17 protein-coding genes and 1 pseudogene are annotated in these 19,571 nt (G+C 63.3%); 9 read left to right on the forward strand and 9 right to left on the reverse strand.

From position 1 onward, the window contains the following. The 4 genes and pseudogenes from G3N58_RS34315 to kdsD form a co-directional block, all read right to left on the reverse strand. Positions 1–105, reverse strand: a pseudogene (locus G3N58_RS34315) (lipopolysaccharide transport periplasmic protein LptA); the annotation flags it as partial. A 29-nt stretch (positions 106–134) separates the two neighbouring features. Then, positions 135–734, reverse strand: a complete 600-nt coding sequence (lptC, locus tag G3N58_RS28345) for an LPS export ABC transporter periplasmic protein LptC (protein ID WP_167048280.1) — start codon at positions 732–734, stop codon at positions 135–137. Further along, a complete protein-coding gene (locus G3N58_RS28350) occupies positions 731–1,291 on the reverse strand; it encodes an HAD family hydrolase (protein ID WP_206000843.1) in 561 nt (186 codons plus the stop codon). The genes lptC and G3N58_RS28350 overlap by 4 nt, the downstream gene beginning before the upstream one ends. Beyond that, a complete protein-coding gene (gene kdsD / locus G3N58_RS28355) occupies positions 1,291–2,274 on the reverse strand; it encodes an arabinose 5-phosphate isomerase KdsD (protein ID WP_206000844.1) in 984 nt (327 codons plus the stop codon). Before kdsD ends, G3N58_RS28350 begins: the two co-directional genes overlap by 1 nt. A 194-nt stretch (positions 2,275–2,468) precedes the next feature. Here kdsD and G3N58_RS28360 point away from each other — a divergent pair, with 194 nt between their 5' ends. From G3N58_RS28360 to purU, 5 genes are all read left to right on the forward strand, one after another. After that, positions 2,469–4,475, forward strand: a complete 2,007-nt coding sequence (locus G3N58_RS28360) for a cation:proton antiporter (RefSeq protein ID WP_206000845.1) — start codon at positions 2,469–2,471, stop codon at positions 4,473–4,475. An 80-nt stretch (positions 4,476–4,555) separates the two neighbouring features. Further along, positions 4,556–5,122, forward strand: coding sequence for an adenine phosphoribosyltransferase (locus G3N58_RS28365; RefSeq protein ID WP_167048272.1), 567 nt, complete (start codon positions 4,556–4,558; stop codon positions 5,120–5,122). 100 nt (positions 5,123–5,222) lie between these two features. Next, on the forward strand, positions 5,223–5,837 hold the full coding sequence (locus G3N58_RS28370; RefSeq protein ID WP_167048454.1) for a LysE family translocator: 615 nt from the start codon (positions 5,223–5,225) through the stop codon (positions 5,835–5,837). A gap of 71 nt (positions 5,838–5,908) precedes the next feature. After that, on the forward strand, positions 5,909–6,757 hold the full coding sequence (locus tag G3N58_RS28375; protein ID WP_206000846.1) for a DUF4743 domain-containing protein: 849 nt from the start codon (positions 5,909–5,911) through the stop codon (positions 6,755–6,757). A gap of 109 nt (positions 6,758–6,866) precedes the next feature. Further along, positions 6,867–7,736: a formyltetrahydrofolate deformylase gene (gene purU, locus G3N58_RS28380; protein ID WP_167048268.1), complete on the forward strand. Its 870-nt coding sequence runs from the start codon at positions 6,867–6,869 to the stop codon at positions 7,734–7,736. Between the two features lie 77 nt (positions 7,737–7,813). Here the strand turns inward: purU and G3N58_RS28385 are convergent, their stop codons facing one another. The 3 genes from G3N58_RS28385 to uvrA form a co-directional block, all read right to left on the reverse strand. Next, entirely contained in the window at positions 7,814–9,070 is a 1,257-nt protein-coding gene (locus G3N58_RS28385) for a PepSY-associated TM helix domain-containing protein (protein WP_205990585.1), read from the reverse strand. A 373-nt stretch (positions 9,071–9,443) separates the two neighbouring features. Next, positions 9,444–10,529 carry an AI-2E family transporter gene (locus tag G3N58_RS28390; RefSeq protein ID WP_167048264.1) on the reverse strand — a complete coding sequence of 362 codons (1,086 nt, stop codon included), beginning with the start codon at positions 10,527–10,529 and terminating at the stop codon, positions 9,444–9,446. 34 nt (positions 10,530–10,563) lie between these two features. After that, positions 10,564–13,437: an excinuclease ABC subunit UvrA gene (gene uvrA, locus G3N58_RS28395; protein WP_206000847.1), complete on the reverse strand. Its 2,874-nt coding sequence runs from the start codon at positions 13,435–13,437 to the stop codon at positions 10,564–10,566. A gap of 196 nt (positions 13,438–13,633) precedes the next feature. Here uvrA and G3N58_RS28400 point away from each other — a divergent pair, with 196 nt between their 5' ends. The 3 genes from G3N58_RS28400 (at position 13,634) to G3N58_RS28410 (ending at position 16,872) form a co-directional block, all read left to right on the forward strand. Beyond that, on the forward strand, positions 13,634–14,821 hold the full coding sequence (locus G3N58_RS28400) for an MFS transporter (RefSeq protein ID WP_206000848.1): 1,188 nt from the start codon (positions 13,634–13,636) through the stop codon (positions 14,819–14,821). A gap of 158 nt (positions 14,822–14,979) precedes the next feature. Next, complete coding sequence (locus G3N58_RS28405) at positions 14,980–15,513, forward strand: single-stranded DNA-binding protein (protein WP_206000849.1); 534 nt, start codon at positions 14,980–14,982, stop codon at positions 15,511–15,513. 162 nt (positions 15,514–15,675) lie between these two features. Then, positions 15,676–16,872 carry a site-specific integrase gene (locus G3N58_RS28410; protein WP_206000850.1) on the forward strand — a complete coding sequence of 399 codons (1,197 nt, stop codon included), beginning with the start codon at positions 15,676–15,678 and terminating at the stop codon, positions 16,870–16,872. 696 nt (positions 16,873–17,568) lie between these two features. On the opposite strand, the gene G3N58_RS28415 is transcribed toward G3N58_RS28410, so the two are convergent. Continuing rightward, complete coding sequence (locus tag G3N58_RS28415) at positions 17,569–17,796, reverse strand: hypothetical protein (protein WP_167049718.1); 228 nt, start codon at positions 17,794–17,796, stop codon at positions 17,569–17,571. 367 nt (positions 17,797–18,163) lie between these two features. Between G3N58_RS28415 and G3N58_RS28420 the strand changes: the two genes are divergently transcribed. Further along, positions 18,164–18,661 carry a hypothetical protein gene (locus G3N58_RS28420; protein ID WP_206000851.1) on the forward strand — a complete coding sequence of 166 codons (498 nt, stop codon included), beginning with the start codon at positions 18,164–18,166 and terminating at the stop codon, positions 18,659–18,661. Positions 18,662–18,732: 71 nt separating this feature from the next. Here G3N58_RS28420 and G3N58_RS28425 read toward each other — a convergent pair whose 3' ends face one another. Further along, positions 18,733–19,530 carry a DUF4239 domain-containing protein gene (locus G3N58_RS28425; RefSeq protein WP_167049721.1) on the reverse strand — a complete coding sequence of 266 codons (798 nt, stop codon included), beginning with the start codon at positions 19,528–19,530 and terminating at the stop codon, positions 18,733–18,735. Positions 19,531–19,571 lie beyond the last annotated feature (41 nt).

Here is a 19,571-nt window from a genome sequence, read left to right on the forward strand (position 1 = left end):
GAAGCCGGCGAGCGGCAGCGCGACGGCGAGCGCGGCGAGCCCGGCGCGGCACGCCGACAGCGCGCGCGCAAGGCCGGTATCAAAACGGGGGAACGATTCGTTCATGCAGTCATGCCTGGAATGAATGGCCCGGGTTAGTGGGACGAGCCGCCGCCGGCGTCGGTTGCGGCGATTGCGCCTCTTACATTGCCGAACAGCTGCATAACCCGGGTGACATTGTTGTATTTCATGCCGCTGGCAGTCATTACCGACATGCCGCGCTGAAGTTTAACTGGCTTTTCGGTCTCGATCACATCGTCGTTGACGAGCACCCTGAAATGCTCGGAATCGGCCTGCATCTGCGGATCGCCGTTGCCGGGCGCGCGCAGGATGCGGGCATTCTGGTACAGATTGACGATCGAGGCGTCCGCGTTGACCGTGCCGGTGTCGCCGGTCGCGGTGACGATCGGCTTGCCGGGCTGGAACGCGCGCATGGCCGGCTTGACGAGGTCGCTCATTTCGTCGTCCTCGTAATGGATCAGCGATTGCGCGGTCAGCCGGTATTGCGTCGCGCCCGACTGGTCGAGTTCGGAAACCGAGAAGTTGTCCGCGAAATAGTCGGGCGTGTGTTCCTTGGGGCGTACCTCGTTGTCGCTCTTGCGCGGCAGGGTGGCTTGCAGCAGCCACCAGGTGATGCCGGCGAGCGCCGCCATCGCGACGAGCGGAATCAGCGAAGTCAGGCGAAACTGGTTCATCCGACGAGGCCCCGCTGCTCGCCGCTGCAGGCCGCCGCAAGCAGTGCTTCGTATTTGTGCTGCGCGCGCAGCAGCGTGTCGCACACTTCGCGCGCCGCGCCGTGGCCGCCGCGCGCCTCGCTGACCCAGTGCGCCCGCGCGATCACCTCGGGATGCGAATTGGCCGGCGCGGCCGCGAAGCCGACGCGCAGCATCACCGCGAGATCGACCCAGTCGTCGCCCATGTAGCCGCAGTCTTCGGCGGCGAGGCCGGTTTGCTGCAGCAGGTCGGCGAAGGCCGCCGGCTTGTCCTGCACGCCCTGATAAACGTGCGTGATGTTCATTTCCTTCACCCGCGCCGCCACGATGCCGGACTTGCGCCCGGTGATGATGGCGGTTTCGATGCCGGCCTCGCGCAGCAGCTTCATGCCGTGGCCGTCCATCGAGTTGAAGCCCTTCATCGTGTCGCCTTCCGCCGTGAACAGCAGGCCGCCGTCGGTCAGCACGCCGTCGACGTCGAAAATCATCAGCTTTACGCGGCTGGCGCGTTCAGTCGCGGTAGGGGGAGCCACGGCCATCAGATCACCTTCTTGGAGAACAGGTCGTGCATGTTGAGCGCGCCGATCAGCTTGCCCGCTTCGTCGACGACCAGCATCTGATTGATGCGATAACGCTCCATCAGTTCCACGGCTTCGACCGCGAGGTGATCGGGGCCGATCGTGCGCGGGCTGGCCGTCATGACCGAGGCGATCGGCAACTGGCGGAAATCGCCGTCGCGTTCGAGCACGCGGCGCAGGTCGCCGTCGGTGAAGATGCCGGTCACGCGGCCGTTATGGTCGACCACCGAGGTCATGCCCATGCGCTTCGCGGTCAGCTGGAAGAGCGCGTCGCTGACGGTCGACTCGGGCGTGACCCGCGGCAACTGCTCGCCGGTGCGCATCACGTCGCGTACATAAGTGAGCAGGCGCCGGCCGAGCGCGCCGCCCGGATGCGAGCGCGCGAAATCGTCGCGGCCGAAGCCGCGCGCGTCGAGCACCGCGACCGCGAGCGCGTCGCCGAGCGCGAGCGCGGCGGTGGTGCTGGCGGTGGGCGCGAGATTCATCGGACAGGCTTCTTTGGCGACGGCGGAATTCAGGTGCACGTCGGCCAGTTGCGCGAGGCTCGACGCCGAGCGGCCCGTCATCGCGATCAGCTTCGCGCCGATCCGCTTGATGAGCGGCAGGATCGCCACGAGTTCTTCGGTTTCGCCGGAATTGGATAGCGCGAGGAAGACGTCGTCGGCGGTGACCATGCCGAGGTCGCCATGGCTTGCTTCCGCGGGATGCACGAAGAACGCCGGCGTGCCGGTGCTCGCCAGGGTGGCCGCGAGCTTGCGGGCCACGTGGCCGGACTTGCCGATGCCGGAAACGACCACGCGTCCGCCGCAACCCAGGATGAGATCGACCGCGCCGACGAAGCTGCCGTCGAGCTGATCGCGAAGCGCGCGTACGGCGTCCGCTTCGATGTCGAGCACGTCGCGAGCCAGCTCGAGTGCCCTGTCGCCATTGATTTTCGCTATCATTCGCGGAGTATAGCAAAGGCGCCTGTTCGCCGCGCCGGGCCTGCTGTGCCAAGCCGCCGGCTGCACGAGCCTTTCGCCAGCCCCTTTCGCAGCCCTTTAGCGTTTTTTTCCGGCCCCCCGACCCTGCCGCGCGATGTCCTGCGCGCCGGGGTTCCGTTGACGAACGAGGACGCCTCACCCATGCGTTTTTGCCGATGATTTCCCCGCTCGAAATGACGTTGTTCCTGCTGCTGGCATCGGTGGCGGGCGTGGTGATCTTTCGCTTCCTGAATCTGCCGCCGATGCTCGGCTACCTGACGGTCGGCATCGTCGTCGGGCCGCATGCGTTCGGGCTGATTCCCGATTCGGCGGGCGCGCAGAACCTCGCCGAATTCGGCGTCGTGTTCCTGATGTTCTCGATCGGACTCGAATTTTCGCTCTCCAAGCTGCGCTCGATGCGCCGGCTCGTGTTCGGCCTCGGCTTGCTGCAGGTGATCGGCACGGTCGCGGTGGCGGTGTCGCTCGGCTTCGTGCTCGAGCGCTGGGTGCATATCACGTGGCAGGCGAGCGTCGCGCTGGGCGGCGCGCTCGCGATGTCGTCGACGGCGATCGTCAGCAAGATGCTCGCCGAGCGGCTCGAAATCGAAACCGAGCACGGCCGCAATATCTTCGGCGTGCTGCTGTTTCAGGATCTGGCGGTGGTGCCGCTGCTCATCATCATTTCCGCGCTCGGCGGGCGCTCGGAGAATCTGGTCAGCGCGCTCGGCATCGCGGCGATCAAGATCGTCGTGGCCTTGGCGCTGCTGCTGATCGTCGGCCAGAGCTTCATGACGCGCTGGTTCAACGTGGTCGCGCGGCGCCGTTCGCAGGAACTGTTCATCCTCAACCTGCTGCTCGTCACGCTCGGCGCCGCGTTCATCACCGACAAGTTCGGCCTGTCGCTCGCGCTCGGCGCGTTCATTGCCGGCATGCTGATCGCCGAGACGCCGTACCGGCATCAGGTGGAAGAAGACATCAAGCCGTTTCGCGACGTGCTGCTCGGGCTCTTCTTCGTGACGACCGGCATGCTGCTCAATCCGCGCGTGATCTGGGAGCATCCGCTCATCGTGCTGGGCTTTTTCGTCGGGCCGATTTTGCTGAAGGCCGTGATGATCACCGGCCTCGCGCGGCTCTTCGGCGCGACGCCGGGCGTGGCGATGCGCACCGGCATCGGCCTCGCGCAGGCCGGCGAGTTCGGCTTCGTGCTGCTGAACCTGATTCTCGACCGCCATCTCGTCGACGCGACGCTGTTGCAGGCGATTCTCGCGGCGATGCTGCTGTCGATGCTCGCCGCACCGTTCATGATCCAGAACGCCGACCGCATCGTGCTGCGGCTGTCGTCGACCGAATGGATGATGCAGTCGCTGCAGATGACGCGCATCGCGACGCAAAGCCTCAAGCAGAGCAGCCACGTGATCATTTGCGGCTACGGCCGCGCCGGGCAGAACCTCGCGCGCATGCTCGAACACGAAGGGCTCTCGTACGTCGCGCTCGACCTCGACCCGGACCGTGTCGCGGCGGCCGCGGCGGCCGGCGAATCGGTCGTGTTCGGCGATGCGGGGCGGCGCGAATCGCTGCTGGCGGCGGGCCTGCACCGCGCGGCTGCGATCGCGATCACCTATGCGAATACGCCCTCGGCATTGCGCGTGCTGCACAACATCCACGAGATGGAGCCGACGCTGCCGGTCATCGTGCGCACCGTCGACGATTCCGATCTGGAAAAGCTGCTGGCCGCCGGCGCGACCGAGGTGATTCCGGAGATCGTCGAGGGCAGCCTGATGCTCGCCTCGCACACGCTCGTCGTGATGGGCGTGCCGATGCGGCGCGTGGTGCGGCGCGTCGAGGAGATGCGCGACGAGCGCTATTCGCTCTTGCGCGGCTACTTCCACGGCGCCGACGACATCGAGGACGACGACGGCCACGAACAGGTACGGCTACAATCGGTTCCGGTCGACGCCAGCGCCGACGCGGTAGGCCGCACGCTCGCGGAGCTGGGCCTGTTCGAACTCGGCGTCGAAGTGACCGCGATCCGCCGGCATGGCATCCGCGGTGTCGAACCGGACCCGTCGACGAAACTGCGCGCGAGCGACATCGTGGTGCTGCGCGGTCTGCCCGAACAACTGGCGCAAGCCGAGGAACGGCTCTCGAAGAAGCATCGCCGCGCGGGCGCCGCCGCGGCCTGACGCCGGCCGCCGAAGTGAGTCCTTTACGAATCCTTTAGCCAGCTTTTCACCGGGCCTTTCCAGGTCCATCCGGAGTCATCATGTCCAACGCGCTCGCGAGCGCGCCGCTCGATGCGGCCGACTACATCAGAAGTCACATTCGCACGGTGCCCGACTGGCCGCAGCCCGGCGTGCAGTTTCGCGACATCACGCCGCTGTTGCGCGAGCCGAAGTCGCTGCGCGTGCTGATCGACCTGTTCGTGCAGCGCTATATCGACGCGAAGCTCGACTACATCGCCGGGCTCGATGCGCGCGGCTTCATCATCGGGCCGATCGTCGCGCATGAGCTGAGCCTCGGCTTCATCCCGATCCGCAAGGCGGGCAAGCTGCCGTACAAGAGGATCTCGCAATCGTACGAACTGGAGTACGGCACCGCGACCGTCGAGATTCACGAGGATGCATGCGAGCCCGGCGACCGCGTCGTGATCATCGACGATCTGATCGCGACCGGCGGCACGATGATGGCCGGCAAGCAGTTGCTCGAACGGCTCGGCGCGGTCGTCGTGGAAGGCGCGGCGATCGTCGATCTGCCCGAGCTGGGCGGTTCGACGCTGTTGAGCGAGGGCGGCCTTGCGCTGTATACGGTGACGAGTTTCGACGGACATTGAGCGTGCGGTGCCGCGCGTGCCGCACCCGGCACGCAACCGCCCGGCACTCATCCGGCATTCATCAGATACTCACCCGCCGCCCCACGAGAAGGCCACGACGATGCCCAACTTCCTGCTGTTTCTCGCCACCTCGATCGCGATTACCGTGGCGCCCGGTCCGGACAATCTGCAGGTGCTCGCGCGCGGCATCTCGCAGGGCCGCGCGGCCGGCTTCGTCGCCGCGCTCGGCTTTGCCGCCGGCATCACGTTTCATACGACGCTCGCGGCGCTCGGCGTCGCCGCGCTGCTGCGTTCGTTGCCGCTCGCGTTCGAGGCGATCAAGCTCGCGGGCGCCGCATATCTGGTCTGGATCGGCATCAAGGCGCTGCGCAGCGAGGGGCTCGCGACCGCGCATCAGCGCGCGCCGCAGCCGCTTGGCGCGGTGTTCCGCCAGAGCGTGCTCGGCAATCTGATGAACCCGAAGGTCACGCTGTTCTTCGTCGTGTTCCTGCCGCAGTTCGTGCAGCCGCATGGCGCGCAAAGCGTGACGGTGCAGATGCTCGAACTCGGCGTGCTCTTCATGTTGCAGACGGTCGTGGTGTTTTCGCTGTTCGGCGTCTGCGCGGGCCTCATCGGCGGCTGGCTCAGACGGCGGCCGCGCGTGGGCGTGTGGCTCGATCGCCTGGCCGGCGCGACGTTCATTGCGATCGGGATTCGCGTCGCGTTGCGTGATTGAGACGTGTCGACCGACACGCTTGCATTTGCTTTGCTTAGGTTCGCCGTCGTGCGGACAGTCTGGAGTTTTCGATGACTTTGCCTTGCATCACCGCCGCGCGCCGCTTCGACGCCAGCGCTCACCGGCCGTTCAGAATCGGCGCCGAACAGGTCGGCTGGATTCGCGAACACGACGTGCCGTTGCTCGCGCGCTGGCCCGACGTGTTCGAAATCGCTAGCGATGCCGTGACGCTCGCCGCCGCATTCGACACCGTCGATCTACGCAGCGCGGCGCTCGCTTCGGTGATCGGCGCGCTCGCCGCCGATGGCCGCATTCCCGGCTGGCGCAACGAGACCTACGCGATCCGCAACGCGTTCGACGCGCCGCCGCTCGCCTATATCGAGCGCGCCGCGTCGCGCTTCTTCGGCACGATGACCTACGCGGTGCATCTGAACGGCATCGTAGAATACGCGGATGGCGCGCCGCAATTATGGATCGCGCGCCGCAGCGAGACCAAGGCGACCGACCCCGGCATGCTCGACAATGTCGTCGCGGGCGGGATCGGCTGGGGCTTCGGCATCGGCGAGACGATCGTCAAGGAGTGCTGGGAAGAAGCCGGCATTCCGGCGGAGATCGCCTCGCGCGCTATCGCGGGCCGCACCGCACATGTGCTGCAATCGCTGCCGGAAGGCACGCAGGCCGAGCAGATTTTCATCTACGACCTCGCGTTGCCCGCCGACTTCGCGCCGCGCAACCAGGACGGCGAAGTGGGCGAACACCGGCTTGCGCGTATCGACGAAGTCGCGCGCTGGGTCGAGGAAGGCGCGCTGACGGTGGATGCGAGCCTCGCCACGCTCGACTGTCTGCTGCGCCGCCGCTGGATCGACGAGGACGCGTGCGCGGGCATCGACGCGCTGTTCGCGCCGCCGAAGCAGGGCTAGGTTAGGCGCCTGGATTCTTAAGCGCCAGGATTCGGCTCGCCCCGCACAGCCCGTACGCACTGAACGCACTGAAACAAACCACGCATTGAAGAAGGGAGTCACCGAGGTCATGTCGACCGATCACAGCTTTATCCTCAAACTGTCGTGCGCCGACCGGCCCGGCATCGTTCACGCCGTGTCGGGCTTTCTGTTCGAGCGTGGCAGCAATATTCTCGACTCCGCGCAGTTCGGCGACAGCGGCACCGGCGAATTCTTCATGCGCGTGCATTTTCAGCAGGTGGGCGGCGATCCGGGGCTCGACGCGTTGCGTGCCTCGTTCGCGACGCTCGCCGAACAGTTCGGCATGCGCTGGGAGTTGCACGATGCGAGCGTGAAGCCGCGCGTCGTGATTATGGTGTCGAAAATCGGCCACTGCCTGAACGATCTGCTGTTCCGCTACCGCACCGGTCAGATCAACATCGACATTCCGGCGATCATCTCGAACCACAAGGAGTTCTACCAGCTCGCCGCGAGCTACGACATTCCGTTCCATCACTTCCCGCTGCTCGGCGGCACGCCGGACGCGAAGGCCGCGCAGGAAGCGCGCGTGCTCGACGTCATCAACGAGCATCGGGCCGACCTCGTGGTGCTCGCGCGCTACATGCAGATTCTGTCGCCAACGCTGTGCGAAGCGCTGGCCGGCCGCGCGATCAACATTCACCACTCGTTCCTGCCGAGCTTCAAGGGCGCGAAGCCGTATTACCAGGCGTTCGATCGCGGCGTGAAGCTGATCGGCGCGACCGCTCACTACGTGACGACCGATCTCGACGAAGGCCCGATCATCGAGCAGGAAGTCGAGCGCGTCGATCACAGCATGACGCCGGAGCAACTGACGGCGATCGGCCGCGACGTCGAATGCGTGACGCTCGCGCGTGCGGTGAAGTGGCACGTCGAGCATCGCGTCGTGCTGAACGGCAGCAAGACGGTGGTGTTCCGCTAACCGTTGCCGAATAGGCATTGCGCCGGTCGAGGCCGGCGCAATGGCGGTTTTCCTGGCGTGACGTCCCTCGCGCTCTCCTATGAGCGCACGGCCGTTCCACTCGCGCCGTTCGTTCCATGGGCTCCGTCCGGGTTGCGCGCGAGAAGATTCGCGTTATGCGCGGAACGGCGGCGCGCGTTCAGCTTCTTCAGCCAGATCAGCAGGCCCGTGATGCTCAGCACGGCTACTGCGATACCGGTCGCACTGATCAGAATCCGTCCGCCCAGGCCCAGAATGCGCCCCGAGTGCAGCGGGAATTGCACCTGCATGAAGATGTCGCCCGCGGTGCCCTTGCCGGGAATCTGCGCGGCGAGCTGTTTGCCGGTGACGGCGTCCCAGTACATCCACGGGTTGCCGAGGCCGATGTCGCCGTGATCGTTGCCGGGCGCATAGAAGCCGACGCCGTACGCATGCAGGCCTCCGGCGTAGTAGAGGCCGCCCGGCGGTACGGCCAGATGCCTGTCCTTGCCGGCCTGTCGCGCGATGTCGACGATGCGCTCGCGGCTCAATACCCGATCGCCCGGCTGCGGCGCGCGCAGGATTTCCGGGTTGTTGATCGGATCGGGCGTCAGCGTCGAGAGGCGCGAGACGATCGGGCGCACCACCTGCGACGACAGGTTCATCGAGATCGACGTCAGCGCGACGATCATCAGCACGCCCCAGATCCATACGCCGCCGGAGCGGTGCAGATCGAACGTGAGCGCGTAGCCGCCGCGCTTCAGGCGGAACGCGAACGACTTGCGCCAGGCCTTGAAGCTTGGAAACGACAGGCATAGCGCGATCGCGCTATCGAACAGCCAGACGATGCCGACGATCCCCATCAGCCACGTGCCGACGTCGAAGCCGCCCATGAACGGCAACTGCAGCGTGTAATGCAGCTTGTAGATGAATGGAATCAGGTTGAGCCGCGCGAGCGACACGGCGCCCCATTCGCGGCGTCCCTGGATTTCGCCGGTGACGGGATCGACGGCGATCTGGTTGAAGTCGAGCGGGTAGGGCTTCCTGGTGGCCGGATCGGTGCGCGGCAGCACCATCATCTGCAATGCCTGGCCGGGCTCGACTTCTAGCGGCAGATAGGTCACCTGAAGGCGCGGGTCGGCCGCCTCGACGCGGTTCGCGAGTTCGAGGCTCGACAGCGCCGGGCCGGCCGTACGGGCCTGGTAGAACGATGGGTTTAGCGCCGCATCGAGTTCGTGGTCCCAGGCGATGATCGCCCCGGTCAGACCGGCGACGAACAGAAACAACGCGGTGGCGACGCCGAACCAGCGGTGCAGACGGACGAGCTGGCCTCTCATGCGCGAACCGGCCGGGCGAAGCGGAAACCCGGGGCCGAGCCAGGGCGGAAATTCAGGCGAAATATCACGATGCGAATCGTCTTGTAAATGGGAATTATTCTCATCTTATGGGCTTGTACGATCCGCTGCAAGTTTTCTGTCAGGGAAAACGCTGTCGTGTGTGGCAAGTCGTGTGTCGCAGCGCAAGGCGAAAAAAAAGCGGCACCGTAGTGCCGCTTTGCTTTGCCAGCGTGGGGCTCAGTGTGAGCTTGAGCCGTCCGTTCTCGAATGTCTCACCTGACACGAGCGCCGGCTTCGATCAACCGGTTCGGCCGCGAGGCCCGCCCGCCTTATCCGCTCCTTCCGTCTTTTTTGCCCCTTCCGCCGCTCACGCTCAGACGAGCCGCAGATAAATCAGCTCGCGCTTGATATACGCATAGAAAATCGGCGCCGCGATCACGCCGGCAATGCCGAACGCCGCTTCCATGACGAGCATCGCGATCAGCAGTTCCCAGGCGCGCGCCTCGATCTGTCCGCCGACGATCCGCGCGTTCAGGAAGTATTCGAGCTTGTGAATGAGGATCAGGAACACGAGCGACATGACCGCCGCCGGGAAGCTGACCGACAGCGCGACCGCGACGATGATCGTGTTCGAGATCAGATTGCCGATCACCGGCAGCAGCCCGACGATGAACGTCACCAGCACCAGCGTTTTCGACAGCGGCAACTGATCGTGAAAGAGCGGCAGGATCACGAGCAGGAAGATCGCGGTGAATACCGCGTTGAGCGCGGAAATCTTCACCTGCGCGAACACGATGCGGCGGAAAGCGTCGGCGAAACGCGTCACGCGCGTGACGAACGCGGTGGACAGCGGCAGCCGCTGGATATGCTTCTGCGCGCCGACCGCGATGATCGCGCCGATGATCATGCCGAGCAGCACATGCGTAAACCCGCGCGCCGCGGTCGTGCCGCCTTGCTGCAGCATGTTCGCGTGCGTGTGCATCAGTTCCGCGGCGCGCGTCTTCATCTGCTCGGTGTCGACCGGCAGATAGTTGGCGATGAACTGCGGAATCCGGCCGCGCGCCTGGTCGATCAGCTGCATGGCCTGATCGAGCAGATTCTGCACGCTCGGCACGTCGTTCTCGAAGTGCTCGATGATGCCGAGCGTGAGCCCCGTCAACGCGCCGACGATCACCGCGGAGAGGATCACCACCGCGAGCCAGCGCGCCCGCTTGCCCGACATGTGGCGCTCGATGCGCGGCGCGATCGTATGCACGAGCTGGAACACGAGCAGCCCGGCGAGCAGCGAGCCGAGCAGCTTCAGTTCGATCACCGCCCACATGGCGAACAGCATCACCACGTAGCTGCCGATTTCGACCGCCGACAGCTTCGGCAGGCTCATGTCGCTGGTCAGCCTGACCGGGCGTGGCCGCAGGTCTTGCACCCGTCCTTCGTCGCGCGCCTGATTCCGCTTGGTCATGGCTTGTTCCGTCTCCAACCCGTGAGGTGCTGCGTTACTTTGCGCTGGCGGTGCGCTTCAGAAGCGGCGCCAGATACTTGCCGGTAAAACTTGCCTTTGACCTGGCGACCTGCTCGGGCGTGCCCTGGGCGATGATCTGCCCGCCGCCCGCACCGCCTTCGGGACCGAGATCGATGACCCAGTCCGCAGTTTTGATTACATCGAGATTATGTTCGATGATCACGACGGTATTACCCTGGTCGCGCAACCGGTGGATTACTTCCAGCAGCAGCGCGATGTCGTGAAAATGCAGGCCGGTGGTCGGTTCGTCAAGGATGTATAGCGTGCGACCGGTGTCGCGCTTGCTCAGTTCCAGCGAGAGTTTCACGCGCTGCGCCTCGCCGCCCGACAGCGTGGTGGCCGACTGGCCGAGGCGGATATAGCCGAGACCCACGTCCAGCAAGGTTTTCAGCTTGCGCGCGACGACCGGCACGGCCTTGAAGAACTCGTACGCGTGTTCGACCGTCATGTCGAGCACTTCGCTGATGTTGCAGCCCTTGTACTGGATGTCGAGCGTTTCGCGGTTGTAGCGCTTGCCGTGGCAGACGTCGCAAGGCACGTAGACGTCGGGCAGGAAGTGCATCTCGACCTTCAGCACGCCGTCGCCCTGGCACGATTCGCAGCGTCCGCCCTTCACGTTGAACGAGAAGCGGCCCGGATCGTAGCCGCGTTCCTTGGCGGCCGGCACGCCCGCGAACAGCTCGCGGATCGGCGTGAACAGGCCCGTGTAGGTGGCCGGATTCGAGCGCGGCGTGCGGCCGATCGGCGACTGGTCGACGTTGATGACCTTGTCGAAATGCTCGAGGCCCTCGATCGACTCGTACGGCGCGGGCTCGGTGGACGAGCCGTACAGGTGATGCGAGACCGCGTGATAGAGCGTGTCGTTGATGAGCGTCGACTTGCCCGAGCCAGACACGCCGGTCACGCAGGTCAGGAGACCCACCGGCAGATCGAGCGTCACGTTGTGCAGATTGTTGCCGTGCGCCTCGACGATGCGCAGGTGCCGCTCGTCGGGCTCCTTGCGCTCGTCGGGGAATTCGATCGTGCGCGCGCCCGACATGTACTGCCCGGTCATCGACGCCGCGTTCCGCTGCACCTCTTCGGGCGTGCCCTCGGCGATCACCATGCCGCCGTGCTCGCCCGCGCCGGGTCCCATGTCGACCACGTAGTCGGCCATGCGGATCATGTCTTCGTCGTGCTCGACGACGATCACCGAGTTGCCGAGATCGCGCAGATGCTTGAGCGTCGAGATGAGCCGGTCGTTGTCGCGCTGATGCAGGCCGATCGATGGCTCGTCGAGCACGTACATGACGCCGGTCAGGCCCGAGCCGATCTGCGAGGCGAGCCGGATGCGCTGCGCCTCGCCGCCCGAGAGCGTTTCCGCGCTGCGTTCGAGCGACAGGTAATCGAGCCCGACGTTATTGAGGAACATCAGCCGCGCGACGATTTCCTTGACCACCTTGTCGGCGATCTCGCGTTTCGAGCCTTCGAGGCGCAGCGTCTGGAAGTAGCCGAGCGCGTCGCGCAGCGGCCAGCCGCTGATCTCGAAGATGCCGCGCGCGTCCTCATCCGTGCCGATGCGCACGAAGCGCGCCTCGCGGCGCAGCCGCGTGCCCGCACAAGCCGGGCAGGGCTGGTTGTTCTGATACTTGGCGAGTTCCTCGCGCACGGCGGCCGAATCGGTTTCGCGGTAGCGCCGCTCCAGATTCGGAATGATCCCTTCGAACACGTGTTCGCGCACGGAAGTGCGGCCGCGCTCGTTGATGTAGGAGAACGGAATCTCCTGCTTGCCCGAACCGTACAGCAGGATCTTGCGGACCTTCTCCGGCAGGTCTTCGAACGCGGTGTCGATGTCGAAGTCGTAGAACGCCGCGAGGCTCTGCAGCATCTGGAAGTAGAACTGGTTGCGCCGGTCCCAGCCCTTCACGGCACCCGCCGCGAGCGACAGCGACGGATGTGCGACCACCCGCTTCGGATCGAAGAAGGTGATCTGGCCGAGGCCGTCGCATTCGGGGCACGCGCCCATCGGGTTGTTGAACGAGAACAGGCGCGGCTCCAGTTCCGGCAGCGAATAGGAGCAGACCGGGCAGGCGAACTTCGAGCTGAACAGGTGCTCCTTGTCCGTATCCATTTCGAGCGCGACGGCGCGGCCGTCGGCGAGACGCAGCGCCGTTTCGAACGATTCGGCGAGGCGCTGCTTCATGTCGGGGCGCACGCGCAGACGGTCGATCACGACGTCGATCGTGTGCTTGTCGTTTTTCTTCAGCTTCGGCAGCGAGTCGACTTCGTAGATTTTCGCGGTGCCTTCGTTGGCCGTGCCGCCGCCCGAGCGCACGCGAAAGCGCACGAAGCCTTGCGCCTGCATGTCCTCGAACAGATCGGTGTGCTCGCCCTTGCGATCGCTGACGACGGGCGCGAGGATCATCAGGCGCGTTTCCTCGGGCAGCGCGAGCGCCGCGTCGACCATCTGCGAGACGCTTTGCGCTTCGAGCGGAATTTCGTGGTCGGGGCAGTAGGGCGTGCCGACGCGCGCGAACAGCAGACGCAGATAGTCGTGGATTTCGGTGACGGTGCCGACCGTCGAGCGCGGATTGTGCGAGGTCGCTTTCTGCTCGATCGAAATGGCCGGCGACAGGCCTTCGATCAGATCGACGTCGGGCTTTTCCATCAGTTGCAGGAACTGGCGCGCGTAGGCCGAGAGGCTTTCGACGTAGCGCCGCTGTCCTTCCGCATAGAGCGTGTCGAACGCCAGCGACGATTTGCCGGAGCCCGACAGCCCCGTGATGACGACGAGCTTGTGACGCGGTAGGTCGAGATTGACGTTCTTCAGGTTGTGGGTGCGAGCCCCACGAATACGGATTTGTTCCACGGATTTATTCCATGAACTGCGGAAAGAGGAGGAGGCCAAACCTGCTACTATAACGACTTTTCCAGACCGCCGTTACGGCTTCCTGACAGCGGGAACAGGGCGCGAGGGCAGGCTCGAGGTGCGCTGCAGGGCGACGGTTCGGCTCCGTGGGCTCGCCGCGCGGTGTGCCGCCCGGCTCATTCAAACAACGCTTCCGATGTCCAATCCGTCCGCCATCTCCACACGCATGAGCGCGCCCGAATTGCGCGCGACCATGTCGCTTGCCGCCATCTTCGCGTTGCGCATGCTCGGTCTCTTCATGATCATGCCGGTGTTCTCGGTTTACGCGAAGACCATCCCCGGCGGCGACAACGTGCTGCTCGTCGGCATCGCGCTCGGCGCCTACGGCGTCACGCAGTCGATGCTCTACATCTTCTACGGCTGGATTTCCGACCGGGTGGGCCGCAAGCCCGTCATCGCGACCGGCCTGCTGATCTTCGCGATCGGCAGCTTCGTCGCGGCGGGCGCGCACGACATGACGTGGATCATCGTCGGGCGGGTGATCCAGGGCATGGGCGCGGTGTCCTCGGCGGTGCTTGCGTTCATCGCCGACCTTACTTCCGAGGAGCATCGCACCAAGGCGATGGCGATGGTCGGGGGCAGCATCGGCATGTCGTTCGCGGTGGCGATCGTCGGCGCGCCGATCGTGTTCCACTGGCTTGGCATGAGCGGGCTCTTTACGCTGGTCGGCATCTTCGCGATTCTCGCGATCGGCGTGGTGCTGTGGATCGTGCCCGATGCGCCGAAGCCCGTGCACGTGCGCGCGCCGTTCGCCGAGGTGCTGCACAACGTCGAGCTGCTGCGCCTGAACTTCGGCGTGCTCGCGCTGCACGCGACGCAAACCGCGCTGTTCCTCGTCGTGCCGCGCATTCTCGAAGCGGGCGGCCTGCCGGTTGCTTCACACTGGAAAGTTTATTTGCCCGTAATGGGCCTGTCGTTCGTGATGATGGTGCCGGCGATCATCGCCGCGGAACGGCGCGGCAAGATGAAGGTCGTGCTGCTTTCGGCGATCGGTCTTATCCTGATCGGCCAGTTGTTATTGGGCGTCGCACCGCATACGATTCTCAGTGTGGCGGCGATCCTCTTCGTTTACTTTCTGGGCTTCAACATTCTCGAAGCCTCGCAGCCGTCGCTGGTATCGAAACTCGCGCCCGGCACCCGCAAGGGCGCGGCGGTCGGCGTGTACAACACCACGCAGTCGATCGGGCTGGCGCTGGGCGGCGTGGTCGGCGGCTGGCTGCTGAAGGCGAACGGCGCGAGCGCGGTGTTCTTCGCCTGTTCGGGGCTCGTGTTCTGCTGGCTTATAATCGCCGCACAGATGAAACAGCCGCCGCGCAAGGCATAGCAGAGCGTATTCGGGGCATGTCCCCGGGGCACGTCCCACGCATCCAGAACTCACCCGGCGGCGGGCAGAGGCGTGTTTCCGGTCTCGGGCCTGCCGGCCATGAGATGCGAACCGCGTAGTGCCGCGCCGCCTGCAAATGGAATCAACAGGAGAAACTCATGGCATCCGTGAACAAGGTCATTCTCGTCGGCAATCTCGGAGCCGATCCGGAAGTCCGTTATCTTCCGAGCGGCGACGCAGTGGCGAACATCCGCCTTGCAACGACGGACCGCTACAAGGACAAAGCGTCCGGCGAAATGAAGGAAGCGACCGAATGGCACCGCGTGGCGTTCTTTGGCCGCCTCGCGGAAATCGTGTCGGAATATCTGAAGAAGGGCTCGTCGGTCTACCTCGAAGGGCGTATCCGCACGCGCAAGTGGCAGGCGCAGGACGGCACCGATCGCTACTCGACCGAAATCGTCGCTGAACAGATGCAGATGCTGGGCGGCCGCGGCGGCGCGTCGATGGGCGGTGGCGACGAAGGCGGCTACAGCCGTGGCGAGCCGATGGAACGCGGTGGTGGCGGCGGCGGTGGCCGGGCGATGTCCGGTGGCGGTTCGCGTGGCGGCAGCGGCGGCGGTGGTGGCGCGAGCCGTCCGAGCGCGCCGGCTGGCGGCGGGTTCGATGAGATGGATGACGATATTCCGTTCTAGGCGGAACCTGTTCATCAGCTGTTAAATGGAGGCCGGAAAACAGAACGTAATCAATAGGTTACGTAAGGTTTTTCCGGCCTTTTTCTTTTATGCTTGTGTCGCGATAAGCGGAACTGCAAACGTCGCGTTAAATTGGGGCCATCCAACACGGAGATGGCCCTCATGTCAAAACTGACGGTTCGCAGCATAAAGCTAGCTTCAGGCGAGCGGATAGCCTTGCTCACACACGGTTCGCTCGGCCTGCCAGTGATCCCGGTCGTCCACTATGTCCTTGACCGGTATCGACAGGCCGGACGCTCCCCCGCCACAATGCGACAGGGGTTGCGCGCAGTAGCGCTTGGCCTCGACCTGTTCTGCCGGTTAAATATCGATCTGGTCGAACGGGCTGCCCAGCTAAGGTTTCTGTCACGCCCGGAACTGATTGCGCTTGCCGATCTTTGTCGGACCTCGATACCTGAATTAGGCTCACGGCCCGTCGATCCCAGATACAGTGTCACCCGCTATTTCACCTGCATTGACTATGTCAAGTGGGTCGCCGAACCGGTTATCGGGAGAGTTACCGGGGCTCGTGAGCATGCCGCCGCGCTTGAGGCCTTAAATCGCTTTGAGAAGCGAGCGAGGCGCCTTGCTCCACCCTCCGATGTGGCGTCCGGGCATATGCCCGGCGAAAGGTTGGGCATGACCCCTGAGCAGCGGGAGTTGTTTCTGCGAGTCATACGCCCCGGTGAGCTGGAAAATCCGTTCAAACCGGAATTACAGATTCGCAACGCTGCATTGCTGATCTTGGCATACGACCTTGGCCCGCGTGCCGGTGAGTTGCTGGGTCTTAAATGCGTCGATATTGACTTCGGTGTGAATCCAGCGTCCGTGACGTTTCATCGCCGCCACGACGACCCGGACGACAGTCGACCTAATCCTGCTTCGACAAAGACACACGGACGCATCCTTCTTCTAGACGACGATCTTCGCGATTTGCTCGACAGATGGATCTCTGATGGTCGCTCGGATCGCACGCTGTTTCCAGAAGCCAGACGGCATCCCTACGTATTCGTTAACCATCGGGGCGGGCAGCTCTCAGACAGAGGCCTAAGGCTGATTGTCTCGACGCTTTCGAAGCATTATCCCTCGTTGGGTCGGTTTTTTCCCCACCTTCTCAGACACGACTGGAACGACCGCTGGAACGAGACGAATGCCGAATCGGGCAACGAAGCAGCGGACATTCGCGACCAGAAATATGCGATGGGATGGTCTGCCAACTCCAAGATGCCATTGCGATATGGCAAGCGATCCATTCGAAATTCAACGAATAAAAAAATATCGAAGATGCAACAGTCGGCCATGCATAGGGATGGCAAATAAGCATGACTCTAGCCGCTGAACAGTAGTTCATCCTTCCACTCGGAGTTTTCGTCCGGAGCGGGCAACCAAGGAAAGCAAGCCCGCTGACGACCATGATTGTCAACATAGACATACGATTTCACAGGGCCTCCCCGTTCACGATAGCTCCTCAGAACAATGAGTTCGGTTAACTTCTCCGGCTTCCTTCCCCCCGCACCCCCTTGACTGTTGAGAAATATATGCAAAATCGCAAACCCGAAAAAATTGATTAACGAGAAGACTGGAACGCCCGACATGCGGGCGTTTCAAGAGAGGCGACAGGAAATCTTGACACCTCAACTCTTGACAAAAAACCTGGGCATTTGCGATAGAATCTCAATGAATCAATGGTTTAGCTAGTGATTTAACCACCAGTACTTCCGCTAACCGTTCTAAAACCTACTTCGCGTAATTTGTGTTGATTGAAGCCCGTGTGCCTTGAGCACACGGGCTTTTTCTTTACCCGCGTGCCAAATTGTGACTGAGTGGCGTTTTTACTCAACGACTACGTGAAAGAACGGCCCGCGCATATTCGCGTCACCCGTACTGGCTTGTGTTCGAAGAGATGAGCCGTCTATGTAAATCGCATACGGCTACACTTCTTCGCCCATTGAAAATCGCGTCATATCAAGGGCAGATAGCGTGGTGCTCTTCGAACCGTTACCTGCCACGACATGACTAGAAGACTGGAACAACGGCATCGACGTGAATACCAAGGGTGTGCCTCACAGTATTGGCGCCTTCCTCTCCCGCTTTTGTCGAGCACGTTATTTCCCAAAATAATTCGATCAGTCGATCTGGAAAATAATAAAAAATAAAACCCAGAACTCCGCCAATTTCGGACACGGCCGATTCAATTTCAGTGCTGCTGCTGATAAAAAGAATTCCGAATGCGGTGCCGTTCAATCAGGCATCACCATCACAAGATTTTTTCGCGATACAGATCAGGGTTGCACGCAGAGTTGCATTAGAGCGCCGTCCGTTTGACAGCGCAATCCCCGGGTTCATGGGCACGTAGCCATCGCCGGCATGATTGCCAGAAGCGCTTGCACAGGCTAATCCCTGTGACCACATCCGTTCGATGATCGACGCTCGTTACGTCGGCCGCATTCGCAACGAAGATGGCAAGCGCATTCCAATAAAGCTCGCTCAATTAAAAAATGCAGTTATCTGTTTGCCATCTTGATAAAAGGCGAATGTCATTTCTCCGGCAATGAATATATCCCGTAATCGACCGTATAAAATTTATTTCGACAAAAATTTGAACGAAATCATGAACCAACCTTATAACTACACATATCACGCTCCAATCAATTCACCCCTGGATACCGAAGGGCTTCATGTGCTAAACGGCCGGGACGGCCTGGAAGAATTGCTCAGGCAGGCTCACAAAGACGCCGCCGCGCTTCAGGATGCCGTCTTGAGGCTGAGCGGCGAACTGCGCGCGGCGAAGATCGACGGTGAAATTGCCAACCGGAAGATCGAAGTACTCACGAGGCTGCAAGCCGAAGTCGTCGCGCTGCGCGGCGACGGCATCGGCACGGTCTCCGAACATGAACGCACCGATCAGCCCGTGGGCGCGACAGCCCGCCCGACAGCGGGAGGTACGCGAGGAGCGGGTCGCCGGGCGCGGATTCTATGGGGCGGCGTAGCGTTGCTGGTTCTGGCATCCGTCGCGCTGGTCGTTTTGCAGAAAACGAACGGGCCGCTGGTACACGACATGATGGACCGTGCGAAGACTTCGTTTCAGGGCACCGTCGATAAACCCTAGTACGCCAATCGAGCCGAGGTTTGCGTCGGCTCGTGCCGCTGCGTTTCGCGCGAGGCATCGGAAATGTCGCCTCACTTGCGCAGATGGTCGAGCGCTCCTCTGAGCGGCGCGCTCGAAATCATGATCGGCCCTGAAAAGGGCGTATCCAGATCGACGATCACGTAGATCGACGAAGCAATCGACACCGCCCCCAGCGTGATCGTGACGAGCGCGAGCGCATTACGCGGCGCGATCAGTCCGAAGCTCAGGAAAATCACGCACAGCCAGAACGTGAGCGTCGTGAAGAACGGCTGCGAGATCGAGCTGTGCGCCTCTTCGATGATTCGCCAGCGTGCGTCGACGACGCGCCGGTATTGCGTCAACGCATCCTCCAGCGTGCGTTGCTGCAGCGAATCGCGCGTGCGCAGTTGCCGCAATTGCTGTCCCACTGACGTCAGCATGTCGCCGAGCTGCTCGTTTTCGAGCGTGCCGGCGCTGTCCTGCGTGCCGACGCGCGGATAGTCGCCGCCCGGCGCCGGCTCGCCCGGCCACGTCGAGGCGATCGCCGCCGCCGTGTACTGGCGCAGCAGGCGTCGCGAGTCGTCGGTATCGTGGCCTAGCTCGCGCAGCGTCGTGTCGAATTCGATCAGCTCGGCGGCAAGGGTGCGCAGATCGTTCGCCGCAGTGTCGAAGCCCGATTTTGCCGAGGCCGTCATCAAGCCGAGCACGAGGGCGGCGAACGTCACGAGCATGCCGATCACGAGCTGGATCAGTTGCACGGTCTCGTGCGCCTTGTGCTCCTCAGGCAGCAGCGGCCGTACACCGACGCCGATGCCGGTCGCGGCCAGCAACAGCACGAACACCAGCACGGCCGAACCGATTTCCGACATACGGAGGACACTCCCGAACAGGAATTGCGTTGCGACACCTT

The organism is Paraburkholderia sp. Ac-20342, assembly GCF_017104985.1.
Lineage (GTDB): Bacteria > Pseudomonadota > Gammaproteobacteria > Burkholderiales > Burkholderiaceae > Paraburkholderia.